The organism is Staphylococcus gallinarum, from assembly GCF_000875895.1.
Lineage (GTDB): Bacteria > Bacillota > Bacilli > Staphylococcales > Staphylococcaceae > Staphylococcus > Staphylococcus gallinarum.
Window position 1 is genome coordinate 219,298 of the sequence record NZ_JXCF01000003.1, and the last position, 15,146, is coordinate 234,443.

General features: G+C 32.6%; 16 protein-coding genes. 13 read left to right on the forward strand and 3 right to left on the reverse strand.

Annotated elements, in window-relative coordinates:
* Entirely contained in the window at window positions 1-1,008 is a 1,008-nt protein-coding gene (locus SH09_RS03000) for an inorganic phosphate transporter (RefSeq protein ID WP_042738140.1), read from the forward strand.
* A gap of 444 nt (window positions 1,009-1,452) precedes the next feature.
* On the opposite strand, the gene SH09_RS03005 is transcribed toward SH09_RS03000, so the two are convergent.
* Complete coding sequence (locus SH09_RS03005; RefSeq protein WP_042738141.1) at window positions 1,453-2,268, reverse strand: LysM peptidoglycan-binding domain-containing protein; 816 nt, start codon at window positions 2,266-2,268, stop codon at window positions 1,453-1,455.
* 488 nt (window positions 2,269-2,756) lie between these two features.
* Between SH09_RS03005 and SH09_RS03010 the strand changes: the two genes are divergently transcribed.
* From SH09_RS03010 to SH09_RS03020, 3 genes are all read left to right on the forward strand, one after another.
* Complete coding sequence (locus tag SH09_RS03010; RefSeq protein ID WP_042738142.1) at window positions 2,757-3,416, forward strand: Bax inhibitor-1/YccA family protein; 660 nt, start codon at window positions 2,757-2,759, stop codon at window positions 3,414-3,416.
* Between the two features lie 187 nt (window positions 3,417-3,603).
* On the forward strand, window positions 3,604-4,320 hold the full coding sequence (locus tag SH09_RS03015; protein WP_042738143.1) for a YebC/PmpR family DNA-binding transcriptional regulator: 717 nt from the start codon (window positions 3,604-3,606) through the stop codon (window positions 4,318-4,320).
* A 1-nt stretch (window position 4,321) separates the two neighbouring features.
* Entirely contained in the window at window positions 4,322-4,825 is a 504-nt protein-coding gene (locus tag SH09_RS03020; RefSeq protein ID WP_042738144.1) for a cupin domain-containing protein, read from the forward strand.
* 59 nt (window positions 4,826-4,884) lie between these two features.
* Here the strand turns inward: SH09_RS03020 and SH09_RS03025 are convergent, their stop codons facing one another.
* Window positions 4,885-5,997, reverse strand: a complete 1,113-nt coding sequence (locus SH09_RS03025) for a 5-methyltetrahydropteroyltriglutamate--homocysteine S-methyltransferase (protein WP_042738145.1) — start codon at window positions 5,995-5,997, stop codon at window positions 4,885-4,887.
* 211 nt (window positions 5,998-6,208) lie between these two features.
* Between SH09_RS03025 and SH09_RS03030 the strand changes: the two genes are divergently transcribed.
* From SH09_RS03030 to SH09_RS03050, 5 genes are all read left to right on the forward strand, one after another.
* Window positions 6,209-6,892 carry a ribonuclease FAU-1 family protein gene (locus SH09_RS03030; protein ID WP_042738261.1) on the forward strand — a complete coding sequence of 228 codons (684 nt, stop codon included), beginning with the start codon at window positions 6,209-6,211 and terminating at the stop codon, window positions 6,890-6,892.
* Between the two features lie 278 nt (window positions 6,893-7,170).
* Window positions 7,171-8,028 carry a LysR family transcriptional regulator gene (locus SH09_RS03035; RefSeq protein WP_042738146.1) on the forward strand — a complete coding sequence of 286 codons (858 nt, stop codon included), beginning with the start codon at window positions 7,171-7,173 and terminating at the stop codon, window positions 8,026-8,028.
* A 93-nt stretch (window positions 8,029-8,121) separates the two neighbouring features.
* On the forward strand, window positions 8,122-9,333 hold the full coding sequence (locus SH09_RS03040) for a sugar efflux transporter (protein ID WP_042738262.1): 1,212 nt from the start codon (window positions 8,122-8,124) through the stop codon (window positions 9,331-9,333).
* A gap of 1 nt (window position 9,334) precedes the next feature.
* The gene (locus tag SH09_RS03045; RefSeq protein ID WP_042738147.1) at window positions 9,335-9,823 is read left to right on the forward strand and encodes a DUF456 domain-containing protein; all 489 of its coding nucleotides are present in this window, start codon (window positions 9,335-9,337) and stop codon (window positions 9,821-9,823) included.
* Window positions 9,824-10,091: 268 nt separating this feature from the next.
* Window positions 10,092-11,261 (forward strand): MFS transporter, encoded by a 1,170-nt coding sequence (locus SH09_RS03050; protein WP_042738148.1) that lies wholly within the window; start codon window positions 10,092-10,094, stop codon window positions 11,259-11,261.
* A gap of 1,005 nt (window positions 11,262-12,266) precedes the next feature.
* Here SH09_RS03050 and SH09_RS03055 read toward each other — a convergent pair.
* Entirely contained in the window at window positions 12,267-12,950 is a 684-nt protein-coding gene (locus tag SH09_RS03055; RefSeq protein ID WP_042738149.1) for a DUF1129 family protein, read from the reverse strand.
* Between the two features lie 96 nt (window positions 12,951-13,046).
* On the opposite strand from SH09_RS03055, the gene SH09_RS03060 reads away from it, so the two are divergent.
* The 4 genes from SH09_RS03060 (at window position 13,047) to SH09_RS03075 (ending at window position 15,063) form a co-directional block, all read left to right on the forward strand.
* Complete coding sequence (locus SH09_RS03060) at window positions 13,047-13,517, forward strand: GNAT family N-acetyltransferase (protein WP_042738150.1); 471 nt, start codon at window positions 13,047-13,049, stop codon at window positions 13,515-13,517.
* A gap of 39 nt (window positions 13,518-13,556) precedes the next feature.
* Entirely contained in the window at window positions 13,557-13,769 is a 213-nt protein-coding gene (locus SH09_RS03065) for an SA0632 family lipoprotein (protein WP_052495406.1), read from the forward strand.
* Between the two features lie 361 nt (window positions 13,770-14,130).
* Window positions 14,131-14,427, forward strand: coding sequence for a hypothetical protein (locus SH09_RS03070; RefSeq protein WP_042738151.1), 297 nt, complete (start codon window positions 14,131-14,133; stop codon window positions 14,425-14,427).
* A gap of 93 nt (window positions 14,428-14,520) precedes the next feature.
* Window positions 14,521-15,063, forward strand: a complete 543-nt coding sequence (locus SH09_RS03075; RefSeq protein ID WP_042738152.1) for a GNAT family N-acetyltransferase — start codon at window positions 14,521-14,523, stop codon at window positions 15,061-15,063.
* The last annotated feature ends 83 nt before the right edge of the window (window positions 15,064-15,146 follow it).

The window sequence follows — 15,146 nt, forward strand, 5'->3', positions numbered from 1 at the left end:
ATGGAATACATTATGATTATCACAGTAGCTATCGTTATTTTTTCACTTGCATTTGACTTTATCAATGGTTTCCATGATACAGCCAATGCTGTTGCTACTGCTGTTTCAACGCGTGCATTAACTCCTAGAACTGCGATTCTATTAGCAGCTGTTATGAACTTTATTGGTGCATTAACATTTACTGGAGTAGCGGGCACAATTACAAAAGATATTGTCGATCCATTTAAATTAGAAAATGGACTTGTCGTAGTTTTAGCGGCGATTATTTCTGCGATTCTTTGGAACTTGATTACTTGGTATTATGGAATTCCAAGTTCATCATCACATGCATTAATCGGTTCTATTGCAGGTGCAGCGATTGCATCTCAAGGTTCATTTGCCGTATTGCATTATCAAGGATTTACAAAAATAATCATCGTATTACTATTATCACCTGTAATTGCTTTTGCAGTAGGGTTTATTATTTATTCGATTGTTAAAGTCGTATTTAAAAATGCTAATCTTACAAAAGCAAATAGAAACTTTAGATTTTTCCAAATTTTCACAGCGTCATTACAATCATTTTCACATGGTACAAACGATGCGCAAAAATCAATGGGTATTATCACTTTAGCACTTATCGTAGCTAATGTTCAGCAAGGTACTAGTGTTGAGCCACAATTATGGGTAAAAGTTGCCTGTGCGACAGCGATGGGTCTTGGTACTGCAGTTGGTGGTTGGAAAATCATCAAAACAGTTGGTGGTAACATTATGAAAATTCGCCCAGCTAATGGGGCAGCAGCTGACTTATCATCAGCACTAACAATCTTTGTAGCATCATCACTACATTTCCCATTATCTACAACACATGTTGTATCATCATCTATTCTTGGTGTTGGTTCAGCAAACCGTATTAAAGGTGTTAAATGGAACACTGCGCAACGTATGATTATCACTTGGGTAATCACATTGCCAATTTCAGCGCTTGTAGCAGCAATTATTTATTATATCATTAATATTTTCTTGTAAATGGTTGAATGATAGTTTAAGACTATGAAATAGCCTATACTTAAAGAAGCAATCTGTGCTTATATCGCACAGATTGCTTCTTTTTTTGAAATTATATTCATGTTGGAAATGGTTATTAATCGTTCAATCTATAAATATAGACAATGCTTGTTCTCGACGATTATTCGTCTGAGTAGTTGTCTTACAAACACATGCAGCATTTTGTAGTTTAAATTATGACTATAGAACTATGAAATCTAAAGCGGTTCAATACATTTAATGAGGGAAGGCAACTATAGTCATATGATATCTATGGTCATTGTCGTATACTGTCAGAAATACGCTATATCTATATTCATTAGATGTAAGATTAAATCCATTCATAATGCATCATATAATAAATAAAAAACCGATATGCCTTTGGTGAGATTACCAAATGGCGTATCGGTTACTTTATTTAATCAATTAATGAATGTAATTGTAGCTTGATACTTCTGAAGCTGGGATAGTACGATAGTCAACTGTACCTGGAGGTGTATTATAATTCATTTCTGAAATTAAGATACTACCATCAGGGTTAACACGTTCAACATATGCTACGTGTCCTACAGCACCTGCATATGTTTGTAAAATAGAACCAGCACTTGGTGTATTGTTTACTGTATAACCATCAGCTGCGGCATTGTTTGCCCAGTGATCAGCGTTCCACCAGTATGTACTGATAGGTTGTCCAGTTTCAGCTCTGCGATTAAATACGTGCCAAGTACATTGTCCCCAGTCGTATAAGTTAGCATCGCTTGCTGTTGAACCTGTATTTGAAGTTGTAGTTGATCCCGTAGCTGTACCACCTGAACCGCCTACTCCTGTTCCTCCAGGAATTGTTAATGTTTGATTTGGTTGTATAATATAACTATTTAAGTTGTTTGCAGACATGATGTCTTCTACAGAAACACCATATTTACTTGCAATAATGTCTAATGACTCACCAGATTGTACTGTGTGTGTATTGCCACCTGCTGATTGTTGAGAAGTGTTAGAGTTACTGCTTTGACTTTGTGATCCACTTCCACCAATTTCAATAACTTGTCCCGGAAATACCATATTGTTATTGATATTATTATTTTGCTTAATTTCCTCTACAGAAACACCATATTGTTGTGAAATAGTCCAAAGTGACTCACCCGACTGTACTGTATGTTGTGTCGATGCTTCAGCGTCATGATTAGCTAAAAATGCTGCTGCTCCAGAAGCAGCGGTTACTGCAAATGCTAATTTTTTCAAAAGAACTCCTCCTCTGATACCTTATATATGTCCCGAAGTTATAAGAGCATATAGTTTATAGTAATAATCTAAATACAATTTCCATATTAACAAAAATCACAACCTTTGTGTCCGTTGTTATAAAGTTGTAATATTATTAACATTTTAAGGCAAATAATCCTATGCACGTTGAATACCCTTACAGCCGTATTTAAAACTAATAATATTGATTTAATGTAATAGTTAATTTTCACATTTGTAATATTAATTTATAAATCAATATGTAACAATAGGATTAACTGAAAGCAATTTTAATTATTAAAAAATAAGGTCAAAATTCATATACTTTATATGGTTTGCTGTTTAAAGATGTTATATTGATGTTTGTAGTGACTCATTTTAGTGAAAATGTATGTGAAGTAATATTTTTATCACAAGAATAAACAGTGAGATATCACGCATCAGTGAACCACGCAACTGAGTAGTTGTTAATTAGAGGAGTGAACAATATGGCTGAAACAGCACATAGCACAAAGAAGCAACACCGCCAATCTAATAACAAGTCACAAGCCCGAACATATGGCAAAGTATGGTTATTCTTTGTATATTATTGGATTATTTTTGGCATAGGTTGTTATTTTGGACAATATCTACCTTTAGAATGGCGTCGGCCATTATCTATTGTGTTACTTGTCTTAGTACTGATTACAGTTCTGTTTAACCGTGCGAGACGTTATGGTATCGTCATTTCTCATATATATGCAATTGTCGTAGGACTATTATCATACGCTACCTTTACTGCTTATTTACAAAATTTAGGACCAGAAGTTTTTTATAAAAATGTGATTCTTGCAATTGCAGCATTTATTGTATTTGGATTGATAGGATACTTCCTCATCGGCAATGCTGCGAGTATGGGTAAATATTTATTTGTCACTTTAATTGCATTAATTGTTGCTAGTTTAATAGGTATGTTTATACACAATCCTATATTTCACACAGTGATAACGGTAGTAGGTTTGTTATTGTTCCTATTATATACGTTGTATGACTTTAACCGTATGAAACGCGGACAGTTCTCACCGAGAGAAATGGGCTTTAATTTGTTTATCAATTTATTACACATTATTAAATATGTATTGAACTTAGCTAATAGATTTAAACGCTAAATGTCATAATTAAATAGGGCAACTTTGCCAAGATAAACACACACTTGATTAATAAAATATTAAGTGTGTGTTTGTTTGTAACGAGGCGTAAATAGATTAACTATGCGTGCATCTATGTTATAAATAGAAAATATTGTATAATATATCATGGTAGTTAAAGTATTTATCGAGAAAGTGAGATGACAGTATGGGACGTAAATGGAATAACATTAAAGAGAAAAAGGCCCAAAAAGATAAAAATACAAGTCGAATTTATGCGAAATTTGGTAAGGAAATCTATGTTGCAGCTAAATCTGGTGAACCAAATCCAGAGTCTAACCAAGCGTTACGTTTAACGTTAGAACGAGCTAAAACATATTCAGTACCTAATCATATTATTGATAGAGCAATTGAGAAAGCAAAGGGCGCTGGCGATGAAAACTTTGATGAATTGAGATATGAAGGTTTCGGTCCTAGTGGTTCAATGATTATTGTCGACGCGTTGACAAATAATGTAAATAGAACAGCATCAGATGTACGTTCTGCATTTGGTAAAAATGGCGGCAATATGGGTGTTTCTGGTTCAGTAGCTTACATGTTTGATCATACTGCTGTGTTTGGTATTGAAGGTAAATCTGTCGACGATACATTAGAATCATTAATGGAACAAGATGTTGATGTACGAGATGTGATTGATGAAGATGGTCTGACAATTGTTTATGCAGAACCTGATCAATTTGCTCAAGTACAAGATGCATTAAAAGCATTTGGTGTGGAAGAATTTAAAGTAGCTGAATTTGAAATGTTACCTCAAACAGATATTGAATTATCTGCAGAAGATCAAGCTACGTTTGAAGGTTTAATTGATGCGTTAGAAGACTTAGAAGACGTACAAAATGTTTTCCACAACGTGGATTTGAAATAATATGAAACATATAGTGAATAACTGGGTAAAACAACTAGAATTAACACCACATCCAGAGGGTGGTTATTATAAAGAAATAATTAAAGGAGAATGGGACGAAACAACATCTCGTGCAAGTTATTCGAGTATCTATTTCTTGTTAACCCATGATAATATTTCCCACTTTCATCGCATTGATGTAGATGAAATTTGGTATTACCATGCTGGAGATTCTTTGACTGTACACATGATTCAGCCAGACGGTACATATAAATATGTCACTATTGGTAATAACATTGATAAAGGTGATGTCTTACAGTATGTTGTACCAAAAGGAACGATATTTGCTTCGTCAATTGAAGGTGGACAAGGTTATGCTTTAGTAGGTTGTATGTGTCAGCCAGCCTTTGAATTTAATCACTTTGAAATGTTGAGTGTTGAAAGGCTTAATAAGGATTATCCACACTTAACTGAAATTAATAAAAGATATGCATTATCAGAATCTGAGATTAATCAATCATATTAACACATAAAAAAAGAATGTTATCACATGCGAATTGCGTGGTGTGATAACATTCTTTTTTATTATTTAGCTGTTCCAAATACTTCTTTGGCAATTTCTACTACATAAGCTAGCTTTTGCCATTGTTGTTCTTCAGTTAAATTATTTCCTTCTTCTGTAGAAGCAAAGCCACATTGTGGACTTAAACAAATTTGATCTAAATCTATATAAGCCTGTGCTTCTTCGATGCGTTTTAGTACGGTTGCTTTATCTTCTAAGTCACCTTTTTTCGAAGTGAACAATCCAAGTACAGCAGCCGATTGCTCTTTAGGGAAGAATCTTAATGGCTCAAAATCACCTGAACGTTCGTCATCATATTCTAGGAAGAAACCACCTAAGTTTTCCTTGAATAAATAAGGTGCGACGGGTTCATAACCACCAGAAATAGCCCATGTTGATTTATAATTACCGCGGCAAATGTGAGTAGTAATTAATAAATCTTCTGGTAAATCTTGTACTGCATCATTGACGACACGGTAAGCCAATTGTCTTGCTACTTCTTTTTCTTCTTCTGAACGATCTCTACCACGTGTCTTTTGAGTACCAGATGTTAAATTTGCCCAGTAAACATCATCCAATTGTATATAACGAGCACCCAATTCATAAAATTTAAGTAAACTATCATGATATGCTTTAGATACATCTTTTGCAAAATCTTCAATATCTGGGTATATATCTTCGTTTAAAATATTTGGATGGAAGAGTTGATTAGGACTTGGGATGGAAACTTTTGCTGTTGCGCGGCCATTTACTTTATCATGTAAAAATTTAAAATGTTCAAAATGAGGATGTTCAGCATTGAATGCTACTTTGTCTACTACTTTGACATTATGATTACGCGTTTCTACACCTTCGAAAGATAAACCTTTTTCAGAAGTATAACCTTCAACACCTGCTAAATTTTCTAAGAAGTCAAAATGCCACCAACTTCTGCGAAATTCACCATCTGTGATACTATGTAAACCTACTTCTAATTGCTTTTCGATAATATGTTCAATTTCTTCATCTTCGATTTGCTTTAATTTATTAGCATCGATGACGTTATTTTGATAATCAGCGCGGGCGTCTTTTAAACGTTGAGGGCGTAACAAACTGCCAACATGATCCGCTCTGAAAGGTCTATGTGTTATTGCCATGTCTCTATCTCCTTTTATTAAGAATTTTCAGAAAAATATAAATAAAATTTAACAGAATTCAAAAGTAATGTCAATTTCGCTTTTGGGCTATGAAATATAGTACAATAGTACTAAATAAATTGTGCAAAGTTATTTTGGACGTTGAAATGGCATAACAACAGATGACACATAGAAGTCAGTTATATATAATAATGACAAGGAGTTGATGGCAGTGAAAGTAAAATATATTGATAAGCGTCACTGGCGTCGCATCATTGATAGAGAGTATACAGAAGTTAAGGTGAATAATAATAAATACAAAGGGATTATCGGCTTAGTAACGATGAAAAAAGTACGTGAACCATTAGAGGTGAGCGTCGTTGGACAAAATATCGTCGTAGCTGATGATAATTATCAGTGGCTACAAATTTTACCTGAAAAGAAACGTTATAGTATCACAGTGATGTTAGATGACAAGGGCAATCCATTAGAGTATTACTTCGATATAAATATAAAAAATGTAACACAAAAAGGAAATGCTCGTACGATTGATTTATGTTTAGATGTGTTGGTGTTACCGAATGGTGAGTATGAATTGGTGGACGAAGATGATTTGCAACGTGCATTAGATCAAGGGCAAATTACTAGAAAGCAGTACCATGAAGCGTATGTTATTGCACATCAACTCATGATTAAGATAGATGAAGATTTCAAGACAATGCAAGATAAGATTATGTATTGCTATCATAAGATAAAGCATAAACCTAAAGCGAAAAAGCCATATAAACATCCCAAACATAAAAAGAATGAGCGTAACCACCATGGGCATAAACCAAAGCATGCAAAACATAAGCAACATCCTAATTATGTTTCAAACACACAAAATAAACAAATTGACTCAAAAGAGCAGAATTAAAGTTATTTACCCATTATAGCGGTATAGATTTAGAGATAATCACATTTAAATGCCTGTTGTATCAATAGCTAAGAATCTATCAAAAAGGATATGAATCATTATATCGGTATAGGTATAATCATGTTATAGTAATTATTATGGTTAAGAAACAAATAAGAGTATCAGAGACTCAAGTTAAACCATCGACACATTGCATATATAGTCAAATTAATGATAAATGCATTGATTATTAAATGGACAATAGAATGTCAGTTTTTTTGAGCATATAGGGGGATAATATGAAGATTGATGATTATCGCTTGTTAACTACTTTAGACGAAACGAAAACACTACGAAAAGCTGCTGAAATACTCTATATATCACAACCAGCGGTAACACAACGTTTGAAAACCATTGAAAATGCTTTTGGTGTGGAAATCTTTATACGTACGAAAAAGCAACTGATTACGACAACTGAAGGAACTATGATTATAGAACATGCTAGAGATATGTTAAATAGAGAAAGACTATTCCTCGATAAAATGCAAGCGCATATAGGCGAAGTGAATGGGACAATTTCAATAGGTTGTTCGTCGTTAATTGGTCAAACATTGTTACCAGAGGTTTTAAATTTATATACAAGACAATTTCCAAATGTAGAAATTCAAGTTCAAGTAGGATCAAGTGAACAAATAAAGGCGAATCATAGAGACTACCATGTAATCATTATTCGTGGTAACAAAATTATGAATTTAAGTAACACACATCTTTTTAACGATGAACATTACTTTATTCATCCAAAAAATCGCTTCGATGAAGTTGATAAATTACCATTTATTGAATTTCAGGCAGATCCGATTTATATTAATCAAATCAAAGAATGGTATAGTAGCCAAATTGGACAAGATTATCGTGCGATGATAACAGTGGATCAAGTCGCAACATGTAAAGAAATGCTACTCAACGGTGTAGGGGTAACGATTTTACCAGAGATTATGATGCGTCATTTAGACGAAGAGCAGTTTGAATTTAAACGCGTTAACATCGATGAGAAACCACTTATTAGATCGACTTATATGAGTTATGATGCAAGTATGTTGCAATTGCCTCAAGTGGATTCATTTATTAATTTAATGATGGAATATGTCGAATCATAAATAAAAAATAAGGCATGTAAATTCAATTATTCATGTGAATATAATTGGATGGATGTATTCAAACCTATTTTACAAAGAATTGAGGTTAAATCGATGTTTGGAGCATTACTACATATTAAAAATTATAAATTATTTGTGGTGAATATGATGTTGTTAGGTATGGGCATTGCAATAACAGTACCATACCTCATTTTATTTGCTACAAATGAATTAGGCATGACATCGTCACAGTATGGTTTATTATTGGCTTTAGCTGCGATAAGTCAATTTATAATGAATACGATTGTAGCGCGTTTTTCAGATACACATGATATTAACAGAAAATTAATTATAGTCTGTGCGCTATTTATGGGAGCAGTAAGTTTTTCTATTTATTTCTACATCCATGAAATATGGTTGTTTATCGCTATTTATGCAATATTCCAAGGTTGCTTTGCACCTGCAATGCCACAAATGTATGCATCAGCACGTGAATCTATTAATGCTTCTGCCTCTAGAGATAGAGCAAAGTTTGCTAATGCAGTATTACGTTCAATGTTTTCATTTGGATTTTTATTTGGGCCATTGATTGGAGCTTTATTATTGCAAATGAATGGTTATTCAGGCTTATTTGCAGGAACTATTTCGATTATTTTGTTCACACTCATATTGCAAGTATTTTTCTTTAAAGATATTAAAACCAAGAAAAGTGTTTCTGATGTTACACATGTGGAAGCGGAAGCGCCTAACATGTTACGTGATAAACGTTTATTCGTGCCATTTGCTGCCTTTATTTTATTACATATTGGACAGTGGATGTATACACTCAACATGCCATTATTTGTTACAAAGTATTTAAAGGAACCAGAAGGCTATGTAGGTGGACTTGCCAGCCTTTGTGCAGGATTAGAAGTACCATTTATGGTGTTGTTAGGTGTGTTGTCGGCAAAGTTAGCAACTAGAACATTATTGATGTTAGGTGGTTTGTTTGGAGGATTATTCTACTTTAGCATTGGTGTGTTTGATAGTTTAGTTATAATGTTTGTTGGTCAGGTATTCTTAGCAATCTTCTTAGCAATTTTATTGGGATTAGGTATTAGCTACTTCCAAGATATTTTACCTGACTTTCCGGGATATGCTTCCACGCTTTTTGCTAATGCCATGGTTATCGGGCAGTTGTGTGGTAATTTGCTCGGAGGTATTATGAGTCAATGGGTTGGCTTAGGAAATGTTTTCTTTGTATCAGCATTGTCTATATTTATTGGTATGGTACTCATTTTCTTTACTAAAGATCAAAAATTCACAGAAGAAAGTACGGTGAACTAGATTGTCTCTAATCTTATGGATACTAATTATTTTAGCATTTGTGGTGGCTTTTATTGGTTTGATTAAACCGATTATCCCATCAGTATTAGTTTTATGGATAGGGTTTTTAATTTATCAATTTGGTTTTCATAATCATCATTTAACATGGGTGTTCTATGTTTCAATGATATTATTTACGGTATTTATTTTATTGGCAGATTTCTTAATGAATAAATATTTTGTTAATAAATTTGGAGGTTCAAAGTTAAGTGAATATGCAGCTCTAGTTGGTGTGATTATTGGGTGCTTTGTATTTCCTCCATTTGGTATTATTATCATTCCTTTTGTAGCAGTATTAATAGTAGAATTAATTCAAGAACCTAACCTTTCACAAGCATTGAAGGCAAGCTTCGGCTCAGTTATTGCTTTCTTAGCAAGTTCAGTTGCGCAAGCAATTGTAATGCTTATCATGGTAATTTGGTTCTTTGTTGATGCTTTATTAATTAATTAAATCATTAGTGAGTAATCGAAAGAGTTAACAGAATGTAGTGTCGATATTTCAAATAATATTGGTGCTGCATGTGTTAACTCTATTTTATTTTTATTAACTTTAATCATTCAATATATATAGTTATGTCAAATTGTGTAATTAAAAATTTAATGAAAGCGTATTATTTATAAAAATTAATTAAATTTAAGCAACCCTCTTGTTTTCACTAAGCAATTTTTAGTATAATCACAAACATGTTTGAAAAAATTGAAAACGGAGGGAACCACATATGAAATATCCAGTAGCTATATGGATGCTTGCGATTGGTGCATTTGCGATAGGGATGTCAGAATTTGTAATTATGGGTTTGTTACCAAATATTGCACGTGATTTTGATGTAACAGTCAGTCAAGCAGGACAACTGATTACCGGCTATGCATTAGGTGTAGCGATTGGTGGTCCTATACTAGTAATGTTAACAATCAAATGGAATAGAAAGTATCTACTGCTCGTACTAATGGGAATATTTATTTTGGGAAATATTGCCGTTTCACTAAGTCCTAATTATGGCTTAATGATGACAAGTAGAATTATTACTTCTTTAGCACATGGTTCTTTCTTTGGGATTGGTTCTATTCTTGCAGCAAGTATGGTTAATCCTGAAAAACGTGCAAGTGCAATGGCACTTATGTTTATGGGATTGAGTTTAAGTAATATCTTAGGCGTGCCATTCGGTACATTAGTAGGACAAAATTTTGGTTGGCAAATGACCTTTATCATTATTTCAATTATTGGTGTACTTGCGTTAATAGGAATTATTATATTTGTTCCTATGCGTCGTGAAACTGTGAAATCTTCAGTACTCAAAGAATTAAAGATATTAAAAGAAAAGCGTTTGTGGTTAACGTTAGCAGTAACATTGTTTGGTTTTAGTAGCGTTTTTGCTTACTTCACATACATTTCTTCGACGTTAACAGATGTTTCACATGTACCGGAAAACTTGATTTCTTATTTATTAATCATTTTCGGGGTGGGTGTGACATTAGGTAATATTGTAGGTGGTAAACTTGCAGACTGGAATCTAAATAAAGCACTTAAAATTATCTTTGTTGTGTTTATTTTGTATTTCATTTTATTATATTTTGTACAGACAAGCGGTATTCTTATGGTAGCAGGTATTTTCTTCTTTGGTTTAATCGGCTTTAGTATGAGTCCATCTTTACAATTTAAGAGTACGTTAATTTCTAAAGATGCACCAACTTTAGCAAGTACTTTAAATCAATCTGCATTTAATTTAGGTAATGCATTAGGTGCCTTTATTGGTGGTGTTGTGGTTACAAACTTACCACTTGCATCATTAAGTTTAATTGCACCTATTTTAACTGTTATCGGTTTAATATTCTTATTTATCAGTATAGCTGTTGAACGTAAGGAAGATACACTAGTATCTCATTCATAGTTAAACGTTATTGTTTCATGTGTTTGATGTAGTATATGCCATATAAATAATGAATTTACTACTTGTGTTTAAAATAAAGTGTCTCAAGGACATACAATAAAGCACACAGATAAATTATCAATTTATCTGTGTGCTTTTTTAATATTTAAATATTACGTATTGTTGTCTCGCTTTCCTAGGGGACAGCTTCAGCCTGTAGTCTTCAGCTTGTCCTGTTCCCACAGGAGTCTCGCCAAAATACGTTTAAAGAATTATGATTTTACATTGAAATACTTTAGGGTACCCATATTGAATGTATAGTGTTTGTGTTGAGATATAAATCATCAAATGCACAAGATAACTTATCTATTATTTTTTCAATATTTCGTATTGTTGTCTCGCTTTCCTAGGGGACAGCTTCAGCCTGTAGTCTTCAGCTTGTCCTGTTCCCTCAGGAGTCTCGCCAAAATACGTTGTAAAGAATTATGATTTTACATTGAAATACTTTAAGGTACGTTAATTAAATATCTTTTGTTTATGTTTAAATCATAAAACACACAGTACTTCATTTATTATTTGTTGTCTCGCTTTCCTATTTGCCTTCTCGTTTTTGGTCTTCAACTGTCATTGCTTCTTTGGAGTCTCACCTATATACAATGTGTCTATGTGTAAAGTCAGATTAGTATACTATTGAAAGAAAAAGTTAAGATCCTCTCATTTAATAACCACTTATAAAATAAAATACCGAAATATTTTAAGTATAAAGACTGTAACATGACTCAGCTAGACTACCAAAGGTAACTTCAGTACGTATGTGATCAAATGTTATATCGCGTTAAGTTAATGAAATCGTTGAAATAAGGCCTGGAAATAAATTTGATGAATTCAAATGTTAGCATAGTTGTAAAACATATCACTCCAAATAATATTGAAATAGGCAATTTCTATATTATTTCAATAGAAATTGCCTGTTTATACAGATCCAAAACTTTATGTTTCAGACTCGTTATTTTATAAAAATGTGTTTTATAAGGAAGTAGTTGTTTCCTTTTTAATGAATTTGTGATCTATATACAAGGCAATGGGTAACACGATGAATGAGATAATGATAAATGTCCAATTACCAACAAAGATATAGGGTCCAAAAGCTAAGCTAGATTGTGGAATAAAAAATACATAAAATATTGCTGATAATAGGAGCAATATTACTATATATGTAATTATCCAAGTCCAATGTGATTTTGTAAAGCACTGCATCTGTACTGTTTTAAAAGCCATCCAAATAAACAAAAAGATGATGAAAATGCCAATGAGTATCATGATTGGGAATGTATATAAATATAGACGATTCGCGCCAATGAAGAAACCTATAAAGCCCTTTAAAAAACAAAAGATACCAAAAAATAATAATAGATGTTGAACGATGTATTTAAAAATATTGTACAGTGTTTCATTAGGCAATTTTTTTAACTCTTTTTTGGCATGTGCTTTTGGATCATGGTCAAAGAAATCCATAGCTAAAGTGCCATTATTTTCAGCTTTAAAAAGTTGATTTAAAATGCGATTCAACATTTTTTCAGAATCATGAGGATTCACACTTAAATCAGCACGTACATATGTCATATAATTTTCGAAAATTTCTCTATCCGTATTATTTAGGCGTAAAGATTTAACATTATTTTCGCGCATCAATTTTTCAGTAGATTTCATTTGAATTTCGCATTCCTTTTTATAAAATATTAATGATAGGCTTATTATGACGAATATAATAAGAGAAATCAATATAACTTTTTTATAGGGGGCTACATGCGATATATAACATACGAAGATAAGCATATTATTTCACAAATAGCACAGCTTCATGAAAGTGAACTTGAAAGGCAGAATCAAGATTATCAACAGACAACTTTGTCGGTCGCGTTACGCGAAGAGATGCTCTTAAATGGGTTATACCACGGAACGGATGTCCTAATTACACATATTGTAGATGATACATTAATAGGAGTGATTTGGGGACGCTATTTAAAGCATGAACAGAAGGTCCTCATTGAATTTCTATATGTCGCTTTGAGGTATAGACAACAAGGTATAGCATCAAAGTTGAAAGATGAAATAGAGCAATGGGCGATAGATCAAGGAGCTGAGGAAATACAAGGCACAGTTGATGCTCATAATATAATGATGCAACAGTTGAATCAACAAAAAGGTTACCAAGTGAGTAAAGTAATAATGACCAAAAAATTACCGTTAAATAATGAACACAACAAGGATAAATGATAAGATAATTGTGATAATGTATGAAAAAGGAGCTCCCAAATGAAAAAATGTTTAGCTTTAATATTAGCGTCTACTTTGGCGCTGACTGCATGTGGAAAAAGCGATGAGAAAGCAGCATTAGAGAAAGATGTTAAAAAGCTTGAAAAAGATAATAAATCTTTAAAAGAACAAAAAGAAAAATTACAAAAGCAACATGATAAACTAAAAGACAAGTCAAAAGATTTAGAAAAAGAAATTAACGCAGATACGTAACAAGCATAAGAAAAATATTAGAAATATAATGAGAGTAATTGTTTAAGAAAATTTCTAAAATCGAACGAAATAACTGCTCAGTATATAAATGATTCGTAAATCAAACATATGTGGTTTAATTAAATATACTATTATTTTGTTGTTTATTTCCTAGGAAATTATTGTAATATGGTTTTGCTACTTGTTATAATGGGTATCATTAATGATAAATGCAGTTTAGTATATGTGTATTAATTGAAAATATAAAAAAAGAATTGGCTTACTGGATAGTTATGTTGTTTTACATTTGTTTTATAGGGACATTTAAACTAAGGTTAAAACAAATGAATGATTATCCTATATAAGGAGAGAGGTAATTATTATGCATGAACAAGATTTTAATTTATTAGAAGGTCGATCAATAACGCTACCTGAATTAGGTAGAGAAATAGAAAATATTACTGGTAGACAAATAAAAGATTCTACAGGAGAAATCAAACGTGTTATCGCACATTTACCGAATTTTGAATCAGATACGGATACATTCGTAGCTACTTATCAATTGAATCATCAAAATGATTTCATTGATGCGACATTTACTGCTCCGAAAAGTGAGCGTAATCGTTTGAAAGAAATACCGGTTCACGTAGAATTAATTAGTTATATTTCAAGAGCTTAGTGAATTTTGATGTTAGGTGAGTAGCGCGCTATGATTAGTCATAACGCGTTACTTTTGTATAGGGAGTAATTAACCAGTATCGAGGTGTAACAAATGACAGTTTATATTGAAACTGAACGTTTAAGGTTACGTGACTGGGAGGAAAATGATCTACTGCTATTTCAACAAATGAATGCCAATCCGCAAGTTCGAAGATATTTTCCAAGTTTATTAAGTTACCAACGTTCAAAAAGCGATATGAATAAAATGAATAAAGCAATTAATCAAGAAGGTATTGGGCTATTTGCAGTGGAACTAAAGGAGACAAATGGCTGGCTTGGTTTTATTGGTGTAAATTACATAACAAGTGATAGTAAATATAAATTTGATGAATTGCCATTTTATGAAATTGGTTGGCGTTTAATACCTGAAGTGTGGGGCAATGGCTTTGCTACAGAAGGTGCAGAAGCAGTATTACAATATGCTAAACAAAAAGGAATATCTGAAGTATATGCATTTTCAACTGAAAATAATATACCATCACGTAAAGTTATGGAAAAGATTGGAATGACCTTTTATGATCATTTTGAGTATCCAGAATTGAGCCCTTATCATGAATTGAAATCGTGTGTACGATATCATATTAAGCTTACTTAATTTTATATTTTATTGTCGTTGGGAGATTCAACTATGGGCGCAACAATAATATATACACATATACCTTAAAGAAGTATCAATAC